The following is a 17,021-nucleotide window of genomic DNA, read 5'->3' as shown; positions in this document are numbered from 1 at the left end:
GGGCGATTTCTCCTGGTTACGCTTGACCTGCTCCTCGACGGCGACGCGCGCCATCGCCGTGAAATCGCGAAATCCCCTGCAGAGAGGCCGGCCTACGACAATGGGATTGGCGCAGGACGGCGGGGCTCCGGCACCGCCGATACCCGATCGGGTGTTGACTCCCGGTGAGCAGATTCTCGCCGCGTCGGACCGGGCGAGTGCGCCGCTGACCTGCGGGCTGTTCGTCCAGTCGACGGGGCGGCTGGACCCGGCGCGGCTGCGGGCCGCGGTGTGGACGGTGATCCGTCGTCATCCGATGGCCCGCGCTGTGCTCTACGGATCCCGCCAGCACGCCTGGCGGTTCCCCGCCGAACCGACGGCAGATCCGGTCGGTTTCGTCGACGACGGAACCGACGGGTGGCGCATCCACGAAATCCTGTCCTCGGCGCCGTTCGACCTGCACCGCTACCCGCCGATCCGGGTGGCGCTGATCCGGCGGGCCGACGGCGACCAGCTCAGCGTGGTGGCCCACCACCTCGCCTTCGACGGCCTGCGGCTCGCCGCGCTCGTCGCCGAGATCCTCGACCACTACCGGGAGGCGGCCTACGACGCCGACCGCGACGGCGCCGTCGCGTCGGGCGAGGGACACCGCGGCGTGCCGGCGGGCGTGGCGCCGCTGGCCCGGGCCGGGGTGCCCGGCTGGGCCGCGCTCGTCCGCCGGTCCGGGCGCTACATCACGCCGCTGGCGGTGGGGGGCGACGGCTACGGCTTCCACCCGCTGATCCTGGCGGCGCCGGACGAGCGGCGGACGTTGCCGGACGGCCGGCGGATGACCATCAACGACCTGCTGATCGGCGCGGCGCACCTCGCGATCGACCGGTGGAACTCCCGCCGGGGCGGCGAGTCCAGCCGGCTGCGGATCCGGATGCCGATCGACCTGGGGTCGGCGTCGTCGTTCGCCGCGGTGCCGTCCTCGTCGTCCTTCCCCGCGGCGTCCGAGATCAGCGGCAACCGGACCGGTCAGACGATCATTTCGAGCGAGGTCGCCGACCGGGTGGACTCGCTGCAGCTCGCCGTGCGCGTGGTGGACCAGACCGACCTGGCCAAGCAGGTCGTCCCGCCGGCCGTGCCGGGGCTCTCCGGCGCGCTGGGGATCGCCGCGGCCCGGTTCGTGCCCGGCCCGTGGCGCAGCACGCTGCTGCGCTGCGGGGTCGCCGCGGGGCGCCCGGTGCTTGCCCCGACCGCCGCGGTCAGCAACCTCGGTCGCTTCGACGAGCTGGCTGGCGCCGCCGGGCGGCCGATCAGCGCCGTGTACTTCACCGGGACGGCCGGGATGCCGCAGGGGTTGTTCATCGGCGTGCTCGGGATGGGCGACAGCCTGCACGTCACGTTCGGCTACCACCGTCACCTTCTCGGCCCGGGCTCGGTGCCGACCTTCGCGGATCTGTACCGGGCCGCCTTCGTCGAGCTGAGCGACACCGGTGCGGCCGTGCCGGCGGCGGCGACCGCGCCGACCCCCGCCGTGGCCAGGGCCCCGCGGCCGGACCGCGCGGCGGCCCCCGCGGTGACCACCCGCCGCGGCGGGGCCGTCCCGTCGCGTTGAGGCGAGGCCGGGCGGCGCGCCGACGGGCCGCAGGCGCCGCCCGGCCGGGCCGCTCACCCGCGGCCGGCGGACGCCCCCCGGCCGTCGGACACTCCGCCGCCGGCGGACACCCTGCGGCTGGTGGGCACTCGGGCGGCCGGCGGGAAACCGGAGGCCGGCGGTGCGTCGGCCCCCGACGCCAGCTCGCGGCTCGCGGCGAGCAGCAGGTCCTCCCCGGTGCCGGGACGCAGCCGAGGCTCGGCGGACACCCCGGCCCGGGCCAGCGCCGCCCGCGCGGCGGCCTCGCCGGCGCCGTAGAGGACGGCGACCGCCTCGGCCCCGTCGGGATCCGGCCGGTACACCAGGTCGGTGCGGCGCAGGGCGGGGCGGGGCGCGCCGGCCGGCAGCGTGAACGTGGCGTGGGTGAGCTCGTCGTCGACCCGGCGGCGATCGCGTGCCACCCTCCGCCCCCGGCCCGCGCTCGACGGCCGCGCCTGCCGGTCGATCTCCGCGGTGACCACCCGGGCGAGCAGCTCGGCGCCGGCGTCCCAGGTGAAGCCGGCCGCCCAGGCGCGCGCGGCCGCGCGCAGCCGGGCCGCGGCGGGTGGATCGGCCAGCGTCCGCAGCGCGGTGCCGATCGTGCCCGCCAGCGGCACGCCCTCGTCGACGAGCCAGCCCGTCGTCCCGTCCCGGACCGCGTCGCGCAGCCCCGGCACCCGGAACGCCACCGCCGGCACCCCGAGGGCGGCCGCCTCCAGCACCGACAGCCCCCAGCCCTCCCCGTGCGAGGGGTTCACGGTCAGCCAGGCCGAGGCGAGCAGCCGGTCGCGGGTGGCCGCGTCGGTGTAACCATGCCACCGAACAACGTCGCCGCCGGGGGAGTCGCCGCCGGGGGAGTCGCCGCCGGGGAAGTCGCCGCCGCGGGCGTGGCCCTCCCCGAGGGCGCCGCCGGCGGAGGCGGTCGTCAGCCCGAGCGCGACCGCGCGGGCGACCAGTCGCTGCCGGTCGGGGCCATCGCCGACGACGTGGACGGTCAGACCCGGATGGGCGGCGACCAGCGCCGGCAGCGCGTCGAGGAGCAGGTGCAGCCGCTTGTGCGGCACGAGCCGACCGACGCACACGATCGTCGGCTCCGCGGCGGGACGCCCCGTCCCCCGGTCCGCCCCATCCGCCGAGGACGCCAGTCCGCCGGTGGTCATGGGGGAGGGGACGGATGTGGTCATGGGGGAGGGGACGGAGGCGGTCACGCCGTTGGGGACGAGGAAGCGCGGGCCGGGCAGGCCCAGCACCTCGCGCGCCTCCGTCCGGGTCGAGGGGGAGACGACGACCACCGGGCGACGGCGGTAGACCAGCCGGCTGCCCGGCGCCTCCAGCACCTGCCCGACCCTGGCCACCGGACCCGGGAAGTACAGCGGGAACTGCTTCTGGTGGACATGGTGCAGCACCTGGACGATCGGCGTGGACGCCGGCAGGACCAGNGGGCTGAAGAACGGGATCCCGTTCTGACAGTCGACGACCGCGTCGACCCGGTGGCCACCCCGGCCGAGGCCCGCCAGCCGGCCCAGCACGGACGGATAGACCCCGAAGGTGCCACCGCCCCGGCGGACGTCCACCCCGGCCACGTGCTCGGCCACCGGGAGCGACTGCCCCTCGCCCCCGGCCGGCCGGGAGGTCAGCAGCGTCACCCGCGCGCCGGCCGCGGCGAACCGCTCGGCGATCGACTGGCAGAACAGCTCGGCCCCCCCCGGCCTGCGGGTGGTCCTGATCACGCCAGTTGAGGAAGACGACATGCCGGCCGGCGAGGGTGGGCAGGTACCGGTGCTCCCCGAGCCTGGCGGGATGCGGCGTGCTGGGGCTTCCGATCACCGGTGGCGTTCCTCTCGGTCCGATCGACAGGGCTTAGCATGTTCGCCTGCAACCTACAGATGTCGGAAAAATCGGCGGGCACATACCATTGCCGGTGTTCCGCCACGGGTGATCGACGTGTTCCGTTCCCGATGGGGAGACTGATGGCGAAGCCCTCGCGAGAGGCTGTGTCCGGCCTGTTGGCCGGCCCGGCAGCCCTGGCGGTCNCCGGCATGCTCGTCAACGGCTGCAACCTGCTGATGAACCTGATCGTCGCGCGCGCCCTGGACTCCGATTCCTACGGCGCCGTGTCCGTTCAGGTGAGCATCTTCCTGATCCTGTCGGTCGCCGGAAATGCCCTGCTCATCGCCGTTGTGCAGCACGAGACGTCCGGAACCGGTGACACTCGCCGCGAGCAGTGGTCCTGGATCCGCCGGCTGCGCGGGGCCTGCGGNGTCGCGATCGTCGTCGCCACCGTCGCCGCCCTGGCGCTGTCCCGTCCGGCGGCGGCGCTGATGTCCTACCCCCACCCGGTGGCGATCGCCGAGGCCACGATCGGGGCCGCGTTGTGGACGCTGCTGTGCGTCGAGCGCGGCCTGATGCAGGCCCGCGGCGCCTATCCGCGGCTGGCCGTGAACTTCGTGGTCGAGGGCTTCGTCCGGATCGGTCTGGTGATCGCCTTCGTGGTCTCGGGCATGGGGGTCAACGGCGCGGGGCTCGGCATCGTCATCGGCGTGATCGTGGGCGCCGAGCATGCCCGCTGGGCGGTCGCCCGCACCCCGCGGCTACCCCGTCCGGCGACCGTGCGCACGTGGTCGGCGCCGCTGCCCGACGACGGCACCGCGGCGGCCACCGGCCCGATTCCGATGCCGATTCCGGCCCCGCGGGCCAGCGCCCGCCAGAGTGTCATCGCCGACACCACCGTGGCGCTCGGTGCGCTCATCCCGCTGGCCCTGCTGCAGAACATGGACGTCGTCATCGTCGGTTGGCTGGGTACGGACGGGGTGGGCGGCTACGCGGCNATCTCGACGGCCTGCAAGGTGCCGGTCTTCATCGGGCTGGCGGTGGCCAACTTCCTGCTGCCCGAGGCGGCCCGGCGGCGCAAGGAGGGCCGTCCGGCCGGGGCGACCCTGGCCGTGGCCCTCGCGTTCGTCGTCACGCCCGGCCTGTTTCTCGCCGCGATCGGTCTGGTCGGGGCGAAGTGGCTGCTGGGCCTGGTGTTCGGGCCCCACCTGACCGGCGCGGCCCCCGCCCTGTGGGTGTTGGCGCTGAGCATGACGCTGTTGGCCGTCACGCTCATGTTCACCACCTACCTGCTCGGCGCGGGGGTGCGCCGGGTGGTCGGGGTGCTGGCGGTCGCCACGGTGGCGACGGCGGGAGCGCTGGTCTCGGCCGGCGGCGGCTCGATGGCGACGGCGACGGCGGCGCTCGCCGCCGAGTCGGTGACCGCACTCGCGGTCGGGCTGCTCGTGGTCCAGCTCCATCACGCCGACCGGCAGGCGGCGGGCAGGCAGGCTAGTGAGGCCGGGCGCGGCGGCGAGGACGCGCCGCTCGGCGCCGTCTCGATCAGCGACGCGCGGCCCGAGGAAGGCTTCCCCGCGCCGGTCTAGGCGCCCCCGGACGGGCGTGGTCCAAAGACCATGTCCGATATGTCGTCCTGATCTGTCGGGTACGGTCGTCCTACTCGGCCGGGGCCCCCCACCCTCCGGCCTCGAGAGGGCCCACCGGCGTTGAGAGGCGAGGCCACCGTACATGCCAGCCAAGATCCGTTCGGATGCCGACGGCGGTGAGCGCGGGCGCACCACAGTCGGCAGATCTGGCCGCCGTCGCGGCAGGGACACCCACGACGGCCATGACCGAGCAAGCCGTCCCGACGCCGCTTCTGCGGACGCCCCTGACCCGGACGCCGTTGCTTCGAATGCCCCTGACCCGGATGCCCCTGACCCGGACAACCCTGACCCGGACAACCCCGGCCTGAACAACCCTGGCTCGGACGCGCGCGATGCGGACCCCGTGGCCCGGGATCGTGACCCCACTCGCCGCAGCGCCACCCCCGGCGACGGCAACCACGACCACGACACCCTGCCCGGCCGCGGCAAGCAGGTCCGGATCGGCAGGCAGGTCCGCTTCGGGAAGGGCCACGCCTCCGCCAGCGGCCAGGCCTCCCACGACCGCCCTGGCTCCCACGACCGTCATGCGCCCGGCGACCGCGCCGCCGGCGACCGTCATGCCGCCGGCGACCGTCATGCCGCCGGCGGCGGCCGCGCCATCCACGGCGGCCACAGTGCCAAGGACGGCGCCGACGGCGGTGCGAGCAGCGATGATCACGACACGCTGCCGGGTCGTACCGGTGCCTTCGTCCTCGCCGACACCGACCAGAACGAACACGGTCGCCGGGCCCGTCGCCGGGCCCGCGCCGGTCGGCGGGACCGTGCCACCGAGGCCACCTGGATCGGGGCCGCGGACCTGCCCGGCGCCGACCAGCCGGAGAGCTCCGCCAAGCCGGNCGCGGCCGCGGCCCCGGCTCCGGCCGCGCCGGGCGACGGGGCGGGCGAGCAGGCCGGGGCGGGCGACAGGGCCGCGGGTGCGGAGCACGCCCGGCTCAGCCGCCGGCGGCTGCTCGTGACCGCCGTGGGGCTCGGCGCCGCCGCGGGTGGCGGGCTCATCGCCGGGCGGCTGCTGTCGTCGGATGGGTCGGTGCCCGGCGGNCTGCCCCGGGGCCAGCCGTCCACTCCGGTCGGCGGGGTCACGGCCGGCCCCTCGGTGCAGGCCGGCTCGGTGACGAAGCTGCCCGAGAACCTGCTGACCATCTACGGCGCGCCCGGCAGCTTCGGCAACTTCGACGGCGGCCAGACGACGGTCCGGGTCACCGAGGTGCCCGGGTGGGGCTTCGGCCCCGGTCAGGCCGCGTTCATGTCCGCGGTGTCGGCCGACGGGACCGTGTTCGTGACGACCACGCCGTTCTCCGACGACCAGTCGAAGCTGACCGGTACCGACATGGAGATCGAGGTCTTCGAGCCGGACATCGAGCGGTTCACCCGGCTGGTGATCCCCTCGACGAAGGGCCGGCTGAGCCTGCCCCGGCTCGATCCGAACTACCGCGGCGTCGGCGGCGGGGACACCTCCGACGTGATCGTCGTGCCCGGCCCGGACGGCGNCCAACGGGTGCTGTTCACCTCGCTGATGCCCTACTTCGGCTGGAACACGGCCGTCGACGGGGAGCTGCCGAGCGTCGGCCAGCTCCGCCGGGACCAGCCGACCGCACGATGGGTCTACGACCCGCAGGNGTCCTGGACGGCGCAGCAGCTCGCCACCGCGACCTCGCCGTCCCTCGCCGCCCGGGCCTTCCCGGTGCTCGGCCCGCTGCAGCCGCGTTCCTCGCGCGGCCCGGCGTCCATCGCCCGCCTGCCCCGCAGCGGGCACCTGGTCATCGCCCAGTACCTGGGTGCCGGCGGCGGCGGAACCGACAACGGGGCGCTGCTCGTCGTCGACGTGGCCGGCCGGGTCCTGGCGCACTGGCAGTATCCGCAGGTCCGGCCCCTGGGCATCGCCCTGGTCGTCAACCCGCGAGAGGTTGTCGCCGACCCGACCAGCGAACCGGACGACGAGCGGTTCGTCCTCATCAGCGACGTGCGGGGCCTGGACTACAGCACCCAGCCGTTCCCGATCCAGGAGTTCTCCTACTCGGCGTCCCGCGGCACCATCACCCCGTGCAGCACCGCGGTGCGGGCCGTGCAGGACGGGTCCCGGATGGAGTCGGCCGTGTTCGGCGCGGACGGCACGCTCTACGTGGNGCGGACGAAGAGTGACGGCCTGCGCGCCGAGACCGTGGCCGTCTACCCGAAGCTCGGCCGCGAGCGCGGCCTGGTGACCCGCGCGCCGGCGACCGGCAACTGGCCGACGGACACCTGGGGCATCGCGAACCAGCCCGACTACCTGGTGGCCGGCACCGACCAGGGCGGGCTGGTCCGCAGCATCACCCTCGATCCGCGGACCGGCGCGATCCTGCTTGCCGGCCTCGACGGGCTGGTGCAGGTCGTGCGGCCGGCGGGGCGCGGCGCACGGATGACCTTCCGCACCGAGCCGCCCATCGACGTGGGCCTGAACATGCTGCGCGGTCCGTCGACCCGCTACGTCGGGGTGCGCCGCGGCGCGGTCGACCCGTTGCGGCGCAGCCTGTGGCTGCCCGTCAACCAGATGGTGCTCGACGGCCTGCCCTGGCCGTACCCGCCGTTCAAGCTCGACCAGTGGCTGATGCGGGTCGACCTCGACGTCCTGCTCGGCGACGACCAGGGGTGACGGCTGCGCGGGCTCAGCCGCCGGCCACGGCGCGCAGCGGCAGCGCCAGCAGGTGGGGATCGAACCGGGCGTCCCGGAAGCCGACATGGCGGTAGAAGGCGCGCCCGGGCTCCCGCATCGCATGGGCGAGCAGCAGGGGTAGCCCGACCATCCGATGCACGGTGAGGGAGCGCATCACCGCGTCGCGGACGAGTCGGGCGCCGATCCCGCGGCCCTGGTGGCGCAGATCGACGGCGAGCCGGCCGACGAACATGGCCGCGACCGGCTCGGTCGGCCGCCGCGAGCGCCGGCGCGAGCCGGGGATGCGTTCCACGGCGGCCGTCGCCAGGCAGTAGTAGCCGGCGATCCGGTCGGCGTCGAGGATCACGAACGTGTTCGTGGTCCTTTCCTGCTGGTGTTCGAGGGCGTGGTGGCGCAGCCAACCGTCGAGCAGGTCGTCCCCGCTGTTGAAGGTCGTGCGATCCATGGCCTCGGTCAGGGCCGCGGGTTTGGTCAGGGGCACTGCGTGACATCCTTCTTGCCGGGTCGGGGACGCGGTCGGGAGGCGGTGGGCGGTGGCGGACTACTCCGCGCCCGGCTCGTCGTCCAGCAGCCGGCGCAGCCGGGGGGTGTCCGCCGGTGGCCCGTCGAGCAGCGCCTCGAACGCGCCCCAGTCCGTGTCCGCCACGCGAAACAGCCGACGGTCGGCCAGGACCTCCTGGGCGTACCGCTTCATCGCCTCGACGGCGAAGTCCTCAAGCGACAGGCCCTCACCCTCCGCGGCGGACCGGATGACGTCCGCCGAGTCCGCGGGTAGCTGCACGGCGAGTCTGTCGTCCCTGGCGGCACTCATGCTGGCAGTCTGCTCCCCGCGCGTCCGGGCTCGCTCGCTGGGTCTGCCTCACCGTGACAGAAAGGTCTGCGCGCCGTGCCGCCTTCGCCCGTTCCCACCGTCCCCCTCGCGCACGGCGCCCGGATGCCCCAGCTCGGGCTCGGGACCTGGCCGCTGGACGACCACGCGGTCCAGGGCGTCGTGGAGCAGGCGATCGGGCTGGGCTACCGGCTGATCGACACCGCCCACAACTACGGCAACGAGAAGGGGGTCGGCGCCGGTCTGCGCGCCGCGGGGGTGGCCCGCGAGGAGCTGTTCGTCACCACGAAGTTCAACAAGNGCTCACACAGCGTGCGGGGGGTGCGTCGGGCAGCCGCGGAGAGCACCCGGCGCATGGGCCTCGACTACGTCGACCTGTTGCTCATCCACTGGCCCAACCCGTGGCGGGACCGGTACGTCGCCGCCTGGAAGGGCCTCGTCGACCTGGTGAAGGACGGTCAGGTGCGGGCCATCGGCGTGTCGAACTTCAAGACGACCCACCTGGACCGGCTGCTGGCCGAGACCGGGGTCGCCCCGGACGTCAACCAGATCCAGCTCGATCCGCGGCTCGGCCGGGGCGCGATCCGCGCCTACCACGCCGAGCACGGCATNGTCACCGAGGCCTGGAGTCCGCTGGGTGCCGGCACCGGCCTGCTCGACGAACCCGTCATCGCCCGGATCGCCGCCGCGCACGGCCNCACACCCGCGCAGGTCGTGCTGCGATGGCACGTCGAGCTCGGCGTGGTGGCAGTGCCGAAGTCGGCCAGCCCCGCCCGGCTGGCCGAGAACATCGACGTGTTCGACTTCAGCCTGACCGCGGCGGAGATCACAGCCATCTCCGACCTCGACCGCGGGGCCGCCGGCGAGGCCGACGCCCTGGACTCCGACGTCTTCGGCCACTGATTGATCAGGCGGTCATGTCCCGCCGCCGGAAGACCACCAGGGCGAGCAGCACCATGGCGCCGGCGTAGACCACCCCGCGCAGCAGGGCGTCGGCGTAGGGCGTGGGGTCGGCGGCGCCGCCGGTGGCGATCTCCTGCATGAGCTGCACCGGCAACCAGGAGCGCGCCGGGTGGTAGATGCGCGCGATCAGCATCTCCACCGGAAGCGCGTAGGCGAGCGCGACGGCGATCGCGGCCGCGGGCCCGCGCAGCAGGATCGCGGCCAACGCCCCGATCGCCGCGTAACCCAGCGAGCCGAGGCACAGGTTGACGAAGCCGGTGCCGAGATCGGCCAGCCCCGCCCCACTGCTCCAGGCCGCGGTGGACACCCCCCGGGCCGGCGCCAGCAGGAACGACAGCCCCACGGAGACGGCCGTGGCCGCGCCGACGACCAGGACGACGAAGGCCGCCAGGGCGAGCAGCTTGCCGGTGAGCAGCCGGGCCCGGTGGGGTTGGGCGACGAGCTGGTTGCGCAGGGTGCCGTGACTGTAGTCGCCAGCCAGGGCGGCGGCGACCACCGACAGCGCCACCACCCCCAGCAGGATGCTGACGGCCTGCACGCCCTGGATCAGGCCGTCCGACCGGGACAGGGCGACGGCGGTGACGGGATCGCCGTCGAAGTCCCGGTGCCCGACCGAGAAGAAGGTCAGCACGGTGCCAAGGAGGGCACACGCGATGACGGCGCCGAGCGTGCCCAGCAGGAACCGGGGCCGCAGCAGGGGCACCCATTCGGCCCGGAACGCCGTGATCACGTGGCGCCCCCGCGGCTGTGGGCCGGGTCGAGCCCGGCGCCCGCGGGCGGCGGCACGCTCCCGTCCGGCGCCTGCCCGGCCTGGGCGGTACGGACCAGGTCGCCGTCGATCTCTCCGGTGACGCGCAGGAAGGTCTCCTCCAGGTTGGGGCGATGGGTGCGCAGCGAGCGCAGGGTGATACCGGCGTGCATCGCGAGCCGGTTGAGGTGGGCGGCCAGCCCCTCCGGGGCGTGCGCGGTCACGACCGGCAGGCGACCCCGGGTGGCCGAGGCGTTCGGGGGGCCGGTGCGCAGATCGATCTCGACGCGCAGGCCCTTGTCACCGAGCAGCCCGGCGAGCCGGCGCGCGTCGCCGTCGTGCTCGGGGATCATCAGGATGCGGGGGTCCTCGGCCGCGAGCAGGTCGGTGACGTGGCCCTGGAACAACATCCGCCCGCCATTGATCATGACGAGGTGGTCGCAGATCTGCTCGACCTCGGTGAGCAGGTGGCTGGAGACGAAGATGGTCANCCCCCCGCCGGCGAGCTGGCCGAGCAGCGCCCGGATCTCCCGGATGCCCGCCGGGTCCAGACCGTTGGTCGGCTCGTCCAGGATGAGCAGGCACGGGTCGGGCAGCAGGGCGGCGGCGATGCCGAGGCGCTGCTTCATGCCGAGGGAGTAGGTGCTGAACCGGTCGTCGGCCCGTTCGCCCAGTCCCACCTGCCCCAGCACTTCCTCGACGCGGCGCTGCCGGCGGGCCCGGTGCCAGCCCCCGATCCCGCGCAGGACCGCGAGCTGATCGAGGTTGCGCCGGCCCGACAGGCCCGGGTGGAACGTCGGGCCCTCGATCATCGCGCCGACCCGGTGCAGGTAGCGGTCCGGCTCGGTGATCGGCTCACCCAGGACGTGGCCGTGGCCGGCCGACGGTCGGATGAGGCCCAGCAGCATCCGCAGGGTGGTGGACTTGCCGGCGCCGTTGGGCCCGACGAAGCCGGACAGCGCCCCGCGGGGCACCTGGAGGTCGAGATGGTCCACGGCGCGCCGGGCGCCGTAGCGCTTGGTCAGCCCGCGGGTCCAGATCGCCGTGTCGACGTGGGCCAGGCCCGCCGACCCGGCCGAGACGGCCGGCGAGGCGGCCCTCCCGTGGGCCGGGTCGTGGTGCGAAGGGGCCGGGTCGTGGTGCGAAGGGGCCGGGTCGTGGTGTGCGTGGGCCGGGTCGGTGGCCGAACCGGAAGTCATCGTGGTGCTGCTCCCACCCTGTGTGTCGGATGCCCGCCGCAGGGGCGCCCCGCGACGGCGAGCGTCGGGGAGTGCGACCGGGGCGGCCCAGGAGCGCTCGTGGCCCGGTCGAGTGGCGTGCACCCGCGAAAGTCAGGGGGCGGCACGTCCANGGATGTCAACGACCAGCCCGCGGGCCGGGTTCCGGCTCCACGGCGTCACCTGTTGTTTTCCCGCCGGTTGACCTCGTCACGCGCCGAGGTTCGGCGGAGAAGAGTAAATCGGNCATTTGGCTGCATTGCCTGACCGACTTCGTNTTTCGTACCACCGATGACTCGGCTGCCTTTCTGGACGCGATCTGGCGGTACCGCCGGGCATGTTCCCGGTCGCCCGGTCCGCATTCCTCGGCCGTCGGGTGCTCCGGACCCGTCGGGTTGCACGTCGGGACTGCCCGCCGGACGGCCGCCGGGTCAACCGGGACGCCCGTCACCCGGCACAACCCGCCCCCGACGGGTGGACGACAATCCTGGCGTGGGCGAAACGGCTGGCCTCCGGCGCGGCATCCGGACGCTGACGCTGCTCGCCAGCGTCGCGATCATTGTGATGCTGGTGCTGGCCGTGGCCTCCGCCCTGCGGTCGCAGCACGCCGCCACCGAGCGGGGCAAGCACCTCGACCCCGCGGCCACGACCACCGCGATGCTCCTCGCGGACATCGTCGATCAGGAAAGCGCGCTGCGCGGCTACATCGTCACCCGCGACCGCGGCTTCCTGAAGCCGTTCGACGACTCCCGGCGTTCGGTCCCCGCGCTCAACGCGCGGCTGGACGACCTGCTGGCCGACTTCCCCGACCTGCGGGCGCAGCGGACCCGGGTGGACGTCGCCTACGGGACCTGGCGGCGCGAGGTCGTCGAGCCGGAGCTGGCCGCGATGGCCCGCGGCGACGTGGCCGGGGCCGCCGGCATCGTCCGCGCGAACGCCCGCCGGGACTTCGACGAGCTGCGCCGCCAGACCGCCCGCCTCGCCGGACAGATCGACCGCGAGCAGGTCGAGGCGTCCGGGCGGGTCGAGAGCTCCTCCGTGCTGCTGCTGAGCTCGCTGGCCAGCGCGATGTTCGTCATCCTCGGCGTCCTGGTGACGATCATGATCGTGCTGCGCCGCTGGCTGCTGCGCCCGATCGGCGCCCTGCAACGGTCGGTCAACTCCGTGGCGGCCGGGCGTTACGACACGCGGATCCCCTCGGTGGGCCCGGCGGAGATCGTGGCGCTGGCGGCCGACGTCGAGACGATGCGCGCCCAGCTCGTGCGCCTCGTGCGGCAGAACGAGCGGTCCTGGGAGGCGCTGGCGCAGCAGGGGCCCGCCGTCATCGCCCTGCGTGACGCGCTCACCCCCTCCCTGCTGCGCGCCCGCGGGCTGATGCTGCACGGGCGGGTCGACCCGGCCCAGGGGGAGCTCGCGGGGGACTGGTACGACGCCTTCGAACTGCCCGACGGGCGCGTCGCCGTGGTCGTGGGCGACGTCTCGGGCCACGGCGCCGCGGCGGGCGTCTTCGCCCTGCGGCTCAAGCAGCTCCTCGACGCCGCACTGTCCACCGGCGCCGGGCCGGCCGCCGCGGTGGAATGGGCGGTGGAGAACCTCGGCGAGACCGAGGAGATGTTCGCCACCGCCATCATCGCCGTCGTCGATCCACGCAGTGGGGAGCTGCACTACGTCAACGCCGGCCACCCGGACGCGCTGCTGCTGCGCCGGGCCGGGCCGGCCTGGGCGATGGCCGCGCCGACGACACCGCCGACGACACCGCCGGCCATCGGTCTGGTCACGGCGCCGGCGACACCGCCGTTCGGCGCGGCCCGCCCGGCCGCGCCGCCGGCCATTCCCCGCCCGGCCGCGCCGGCCGACCCGACGCCCGTCTCCGCGGCCGACGCCAGGGCCGACGCCGCGGTGGACGTCCCGGTCGACGTCTCGGCTGACGCCGCGGAGCCGGCCCGCAGGCGGCCGGCCGGCGGCGCGGCGGGCAACGCCGGCGCCGGTGGAACCCGGCCGTCGGCGAACATCAGCGCGATCGTGGGGCCGGCGGCCGGTGCACGCCGCGGGCCGGCGAACCCGCCGCCCGCGCCGAAGGGGGGCCGCCGGCACGCCGCCGCCCAGATCGTGCGGCTGCCGCCGACGGGTCCGCTGATGTCGGGACTGCTCGCCGCGCCCGGCGCGTGGGAGATCCGGACGTTGCACCTCGAACCGGGGGACGTGCTCATCGCCTACACCGACGGGCTGGTGGAGGCACGCGACGCCGCCGGGAGCCAGTTCGGCGCGCACCGGCTGATCGCGGAGATCCTGCGTGACCCCGGCCGCACCCCGGTGGGCCTGCTCGACGACGCCTTCGACGCCGTGCGCCGGCATGCCCCGGGCCGGCAGGGCGACGACCGCACCGCGATCATCCTGGCTCGCACCAGCGAGCCGGCGACGATCACCGACGGGCGGTCGTGACGCCGACAATGGCGTGGTTACCGCGGTTTTCGGGTACATCAACGACTATGAACGACGAGCCCGGCACGGACCGGCCCACCCGCTCGAACCGGACCCTGCGCTCCCTGCCGACCCGCTTCAGCCCGCTGCGGCTGATCGCCACCATCCTGCTCGCCGTGCTCGTCGTCGGNCTGATCGCGGTGGTGGCCGGGTGGCGGCCCAGCCTCAACCCGTTCAAGGAGCGGACGATCGACCGCAGCTCGCCGGCGGTGCTGCGTTCCCTGGAGGACCTCAGCTCGTACCATGCCGCCGGCGCCCACTTCGAGGTCGTCGTCGATCTCGAGGACGACACCAAGTGGATCCCGGCGGCACTCAAGGGCGAGCGCACGCTGTTCGTGGGGGTCGGCACGGTCGACTCGACGGTCGACTTCGGTCACNTCGACGCCGATGCCGTCACGGTCTCACCGGACCGCCGATCGGTGACCATCGAGCTGCCCAACCCGACCCTGTCCACGCCGGTGCTGGACCTCGACCACAGCTACGTCGTCGCCCGCCAGCGCGGCGCGCTGGACCGGGTCGGCGGCCTGCTCGGCGGGGTCAGCAGCGACAAGGCGCTGTACCAGAAGGCCTCGTCGAAGATGACCGACGCGGCCAGGACCGACGGCCAGGTCATCGAGCTGGGCAAGAAGAACACGACCGCCATGCTGCGCGGTCTGCTGGGCGCGCTGGGCTTCACCGACGTCCGCGTGACCTACGCCGCCGACCGCCGCTAGCCACGCGGCGTCCCGGCACCGCCCGATCGCCGGGCGGTGCCGGGACTCGGCCGCCGAACCCGGCTACCGAACGCGGCTACCGAACGCTCAGCGCCGAGCCGCCTGCTCGGCCACCACCCGGTCGATCTCCGCCTGGAAATGCTCGGAGATCTTTATGACGTGCGGTTCCCGAAGCAGATAAAAATGTTCACAAGGGACGTAGNGCGTGTCGTGGCTGCCGGTGAGGAAGGCCGACCACGCGTCCGCCGAGTCCGGATTCTCGGCCGATCGGTAGACGAGGGTCCGGCCGGCCCACGGCTGCGGCCGGTAGAACCGCTCGAGCAGCCTGCCGTGATTGAAGAAGACGTCAAACTGCTCCATTCCGCCAAACTGCACCACGCCGGTCAGCGGAATCTGCACCATTTTTTTGAGCGTCGCGATGTTGGTGAAGTTCGCCCGCTGTTCCGGCAGCAGCCGCTGGGTGAAGCGGGCCAGGCGGTGGCGGTAGGCGCGGGCGTGCTCCTGCGCTCCTCCGGGCGCCGTCGGCGCGTCGACCGCGGTCGCGGTCTCGGCGGCCGGCACCGCGCCGTCCTCCTCACCGGGCGCGATCCGCAGGGAGGACGGCATGTAGGTGTCCATGATCGACAGGAAACCGACCTCGTCGCCGGCCGCAGCGAGCTGCTGGGCGATCTCCATTGCGATCAGACCGCCGAGGGAGTGCCCGGCCAGCAGGTAAGGGCCCCGCGGCGCGATGATCCGGATGATCTCCAGATGGCGGCGGGCGGTCTTCGCCACGCTCCAGTCGGGGAAGCCACGCCGTTCCAGCCCGTGCGCCTGGAAGGCGTAGACCGGCTGGTCGTCGCCGAGCCGGCGGGCCAGCGAGTGGAAACCGAGCGCGAGCGCGCCGGCTCCGGCGAAGCAGAACAGCGGCGGGCGCGAGCCGGTGGTGCGCAGCGGCACAACGGTCGGGTGGCGGGGGCCGGCCTGCTGGGCCAGCGAGACCGTCCGGGCGAAGGCGCCGAGCGTGGGGGAGTCGACCAGGGCCGACGAGGGCAGGGACACCCCAAGCTTCTCGCCGACGAGGGTGAGCAGCTCGTTGGCGGCCAGGGAGTCGCCGCCGAGCTCCATGAAGTCGTCCTCGATCCCCACCTCCTCGAGGTCCAGGACCCGGGTCCAGATGTCGGCGACGACGATCTCCCACTGGGTCCGCGGCCGGGCGNAGCCGGCGGGGGCCGCGGGCGGGGGCGGCAGGGCACCGCGGTCGACCTTGCCGCGCTCGTTGCGGGGCATCTCCGCCAGCGCCACGATCGTCGTGGGCACCATCCACACCGGCAGCCGTTCGCGCAGCGCCCGGCGGATGCGCACCGGGGACAGCGTGTTGCCGTGCACCGCCGGGACGACGTAGGCGACCAGGCGGTTCTGTGACCCGGTGGTCACCGCGGTGACCACCGCCTCGGCGATCTCCGGGGAGTTCAGCAGGGCCGCCTCGACCTCGCTCGGCTCCACCAGGTACCCGCGGATCTTCACCGCGGCGTCGCGCCGGCCGAGCAGCACCACCGTGCCGTCGGGCTCGAAGCGGCCGAGGTCGCCGGTGCGGCAGGTGGTCCGGCCGTCCGCGCGCGGGGTGAACTTCTCCGCCGTCAGCTCCGGGCTGCCCCAGTAGCCCGCGGACAGGTACGCCGAGGTCACCTCGACGTCGCCCGACTCGCCGGGCCCGGCGATGGAGCCGTCCTCACGGCGGAACACCACCTCCTTGCCCGGTGCGGGCAGCCCCGCCGGCACGGTGCCCGCGGGCACCGGCGCGTCGGGGGGGATCTCGAAGAAGCCCAGCGAGGCGATCTCGGAGGCACCCGACCAGTTCACGTAGGTACACGACGGCGGCACGTGCGGGCGCAGCGCGGCGATGTCGCGGCCGTACGCGGCCTCCCCGCAGGTGGTGACGATCCGCAGGTCGGCGAGGACCTCGTCCGGTCCGAGCGCGCCGAGCAGCGCCCGCAGCAGCGACGGGGTGGTCTGCAACGCCGTCAGCTGCTGGGCGTTGATCCAGTCGCCGAGACCGGCCAGCCCCGCCGACCGCGGGTCGTAGGCGTAGAGGCCCGCGCCGTTGAGCAGGCCGAACACGACGACGGTGATCCCCGCCGCGAACGAGTACGGCAGCACCAGCGCCAACCGGTCGCCGGGCGCGAAGCCGAGGCGCTGCGCGCCGGCATAGGCGTCGCACAGGAATGTGCCGTGGCTCCACACGACGCCCTTGGGCGCGCCGGTGGAGCCGGAGGTGAACACGATGCAGGCCGGGTCGGTGAGCTGCGGCTCGGGCCACCAGACCGCGTCGGCTCCGTTGGCGGCGATCCACTCGGCGCCGTCN

General features: G+C 74.3%; 9 protein-coding genes and 15 pseudogenes. 14 read left to right on the top strand and 10 right to left on the bottom strand.

Going from position 1 to position 17,021, the window contains the following annotated elements:
* Positions 1-151: 151 nt before the first annotated feature.
* On the top strand, positions 152-1,582 hold the full coding sequence (locus UK94_RS19325) for a condensation domain-containing protein (RefSeq protein ID WP_231861571.1): 1,431 nt from the start codon (positions 152-154) through the stop codon (positions 1,580-1,582).
* Between the two features lie 53 nt (positions 1,583-1,635).
* Here the strand turns inward: UK94_RS19325 and UK94_RS19320 are convergent.
* Both UK94_RS19320 and UK94_RS58240 read right to left on the bottom strand, forming a co-directional pair.
* Positions 1,636-3,039, bottom strand: a pseudogene (locus tag UK94_RS19320) (glycosyltransferase family 4 protein); the annotation flags it as partial.
* Between the two features lies 1 nt (position 3,040).
* Positions 3,041-3,424 (bottom strand): annotated as a pseudogene (locus UK94_RS58240) (glycosyltransferase family 1 protein); the annotation flags it as partial.
* Positions 3,425-3,634: 210 nt separating this feature from the next.
* Here UK94_RS58240 and UK94_RS58235 point away from each other — a divergent pair.
* The 6 pseudogenes from UK94_RS58235 to UK94_RS58210 form a co-directional block, all read left to right on the top strand.
* Positions 3,635-3,860: pseudogene (locus UK94_RS58235) on the top strand (polysaccharide biosynthesis protein); the annotation flags it as partial.
* Between the two features lies 1 nt (position 3,861).
* A pseudogene (locus tag UK94_RS58230) lies at positions 3,862-4,427 on the top strand (polysaccharide biosynthesis protein); the annotation flags it as partial.
* 1 nt (position 4,428) lies between these two features.
* Positions 4,429-5,016, top strand: a pseudogene (locus tag UK94_RS58225) (polysaccharide biosynthesis protein); the annotation flags it as partial.
* A 1,099-nt stretch (positions 5,017-6,115) separates the two neighbouring features.
* Positions 6,116-6,563 (top strand): annotated as a pseudogene (locus UK94_RS58220) (hypothetical protein); the annotation flags it as partial.
* A 130-nt stretch (positions 6,564-6,693) separates the two neighbouring features.
* Positions 6,694-7,199, top strand: a pseudogene (locus UK94_RS58215) (hypothetical protein); the annotation flags it as partial.
* Between the two features lies 1 nt (position 7,200).
* Positions 7,201-7,705: pseudogene (locus UK94_RS58210) on the top strand (hypothetical protein); the annotation flags it as partial.
* Positions 7,706-7,718: 13 nt separating this feature from the next.
* Here UK94_RS58210 and UK94_RS19305 read toward each other — a convergent pair.
* The gene (locus UK94_RS19305; protein ID WP_041939011.1) at positions 7,719-8,207 is read right to left on the bottom strand and encodes a GNAT family N-acetyltransferase; all 489 of its coding nucleotides are present in this window, start codon (positions 8,205-8,207) and stop codon (positions 7,719-7,721) included.
* Positions 8,208-8,267: 60 nt separating this feature from the next.
* A complete protein-coding gene (locus UK94_RS19300; protein ID WP_041939012.1) occupies positions 8,268-8,537 on the bottom strand; it encodes a DUF1778 domain-containing protein in 270 nt (89 codons plus the stop codon).
* Between the two features lie 123 nt (positions 8,538-8,660).
* On the opposite strand from UK94_RS19300, the pseudogene UK94_RS58205 reads away from it, so the two are divergent.
* The 4 genes and pseudogenes from UK94_RS58205 to UK94_RS58190 all read left to right on the top strand — a co-directional run.
* A pseudogene (locus UK94_RS58205) lies at positions 8,661-8,855 on the top strand (aldo/keto reductase); the annotation flags it as partial.
* A 1-nt stretch (position 8,856) separates the two neighbouring features.
* Positions 8,857-9,166: pseudogene (locus UK94_RS58200) on the top strand (aldo/keto reductase); the annotation flags it as partial.
* 1 nt (position 9,167) lies between these two features.
* A pseudogene (locus tag UK94_RS58195) lies at positions 9,168-9,252 on the top strand (aldo/keto reductase); the annotation flags it as partial.
* A 1-nt stretch (position 9,253) separates the two neighbouring features.
* On the top strand, positions 9,254-9,458 hold a 205-nt coding region (locus UK94_RS58190; protein WP_235488733.1), incomplete at its 5' end, for an aldo/keto reductase.
* A gap of 4 nt (positions 9,459-9,462) precedes the next feature.
* On the opposite strand, the gene UK94_RS19290 is transcribed toward UK94_RS58190, so the two are convergent.
* The 3 genes and pseudogenes from UK94_RS19290 to UK94_RS58180 form a co-directional block, all read right to left on the bottom strand.
* Positions 9,463-10,248: an ABC transporter permease subunit gene (locus tag UK94_RS19290; RefSeq protein WP_011603053.1), complete on the bottom strand. Its 786-nt coding sequence runs from the start codon at positions 10,246-10,248 to the stop codon at positions 9,463-9,465.
* A pseudogene (locus tag UK94_RS58185) lies at positions 10,245-10,756 on the bottom strand (ABC transporter ATP-binding protein); the annotation flags it as partial. The gene UK94_RS19290 and the pseudogene UK94_RS58185, both read right to left, overlap by 4 nt.
* Position 10,757: 1 nt before the next feature.
* On the bottom strand, positions 10,758-11,465 hold a 708-nt coding region (locus UK94_RS58180; RefSeq protein WP_235488731.1), incomplete at its 3' end, for an ATP-binding cassette domain-containing protein.
* A 510-nt stretch (positions 11,466-11,975) separates the two neighbouring features.
* Between UK94_RS58180 and UK94_RS19280 the strand changes: the two genes are divergently transcribed.
* The 3 genes and pseudogenes from UK94_RS19280 to UK94_RS58170 all read left to right on the top strand — a co-directional run.
* Complete coding sequence (locus tag UK94_RS19280) at positions 11,976-13,925, top strand: SpoIIE family protein phosphatase (RefSeq protein ID WP_011603055.1); 1,950 nt, start codon at positions 11,976-11,978, stop codon at positions 13,923-13,925.
* Positions 13,926-14,095: 170 nt separating this feature from the next.
* Positions 14,096-14,341, top strand: a pseudogene (locus UK94_RS58175) (DUF4230 domain-containing protein); the annotation flags it as partial.
* A gap of 1 nt (position 14,342) precedes the next feature.
* On the top strand, positions 14,343-14,677 hold a 335-nt coding region (locus UK94_RS58170; protein ID WP_235488728.1), incomplete at its 5' end, for a DUF4230 domain-containing protein.
* A gap of 87 nt (positions 14,678-14,764) precedes the next feature.
* On the opposite strand, the pseudogene UK94_RS74380 reads toward UK94_RS58170, so the two are convergent.
* From UK94_RS74380 to UK94_RS58160, 3 genes and pseudogenes are all read right to left on the bottom strand, one after another.
* Positions 14,765-14,879: pseudogene (locus UK94_RS74380) on the bottom strand (hypothetical protein); the annotation flags it as partial.
* A 1-nt stretch (position 14,880) separates the two neighbouring features.
* Positions 14,881-15,835 (bottom strand): alpha/beta fold hydrolase (locus UK94_RS58165; protein ID WP_268761514.1); only part of this gene is annotated, 955 nt, incomplete at its 3' end.
* Between the two features lie 41 nt (positions 15,836-15,876).
* Positions 15,877-17,020, bottom strand: a pseudogene (locus UK94_RS58160) (AMP-binding protein); the annotation flags it as partial.
* Between the last annotated feature and the right edge of the window lies 1 nt (position 17,021).

Source organism: Frankia sp. AvcI1 (assembly GCF_001420875.1).
Classification (GTDB): Bacteria; Actinomycetota; Actinomycetes; order Frankiales; family Frankiaceae; genus Frankia; species Frankia alni.
Note: the sequence above shows the minus strand (reverse complement) of the source record. Positions and strands in the feature narration are given on the sequence as shown.

Bases quoted from the DNA above. Each gene is read 5' to 3' on its own strand.
- UK94_RS19300 (WP_041939012.1), bottom strand. From the start codon at position 8,537: ATGAGTGCCGCCAGGGACGACAGACTCGCCGTGCAGCTACCCGCGGAC.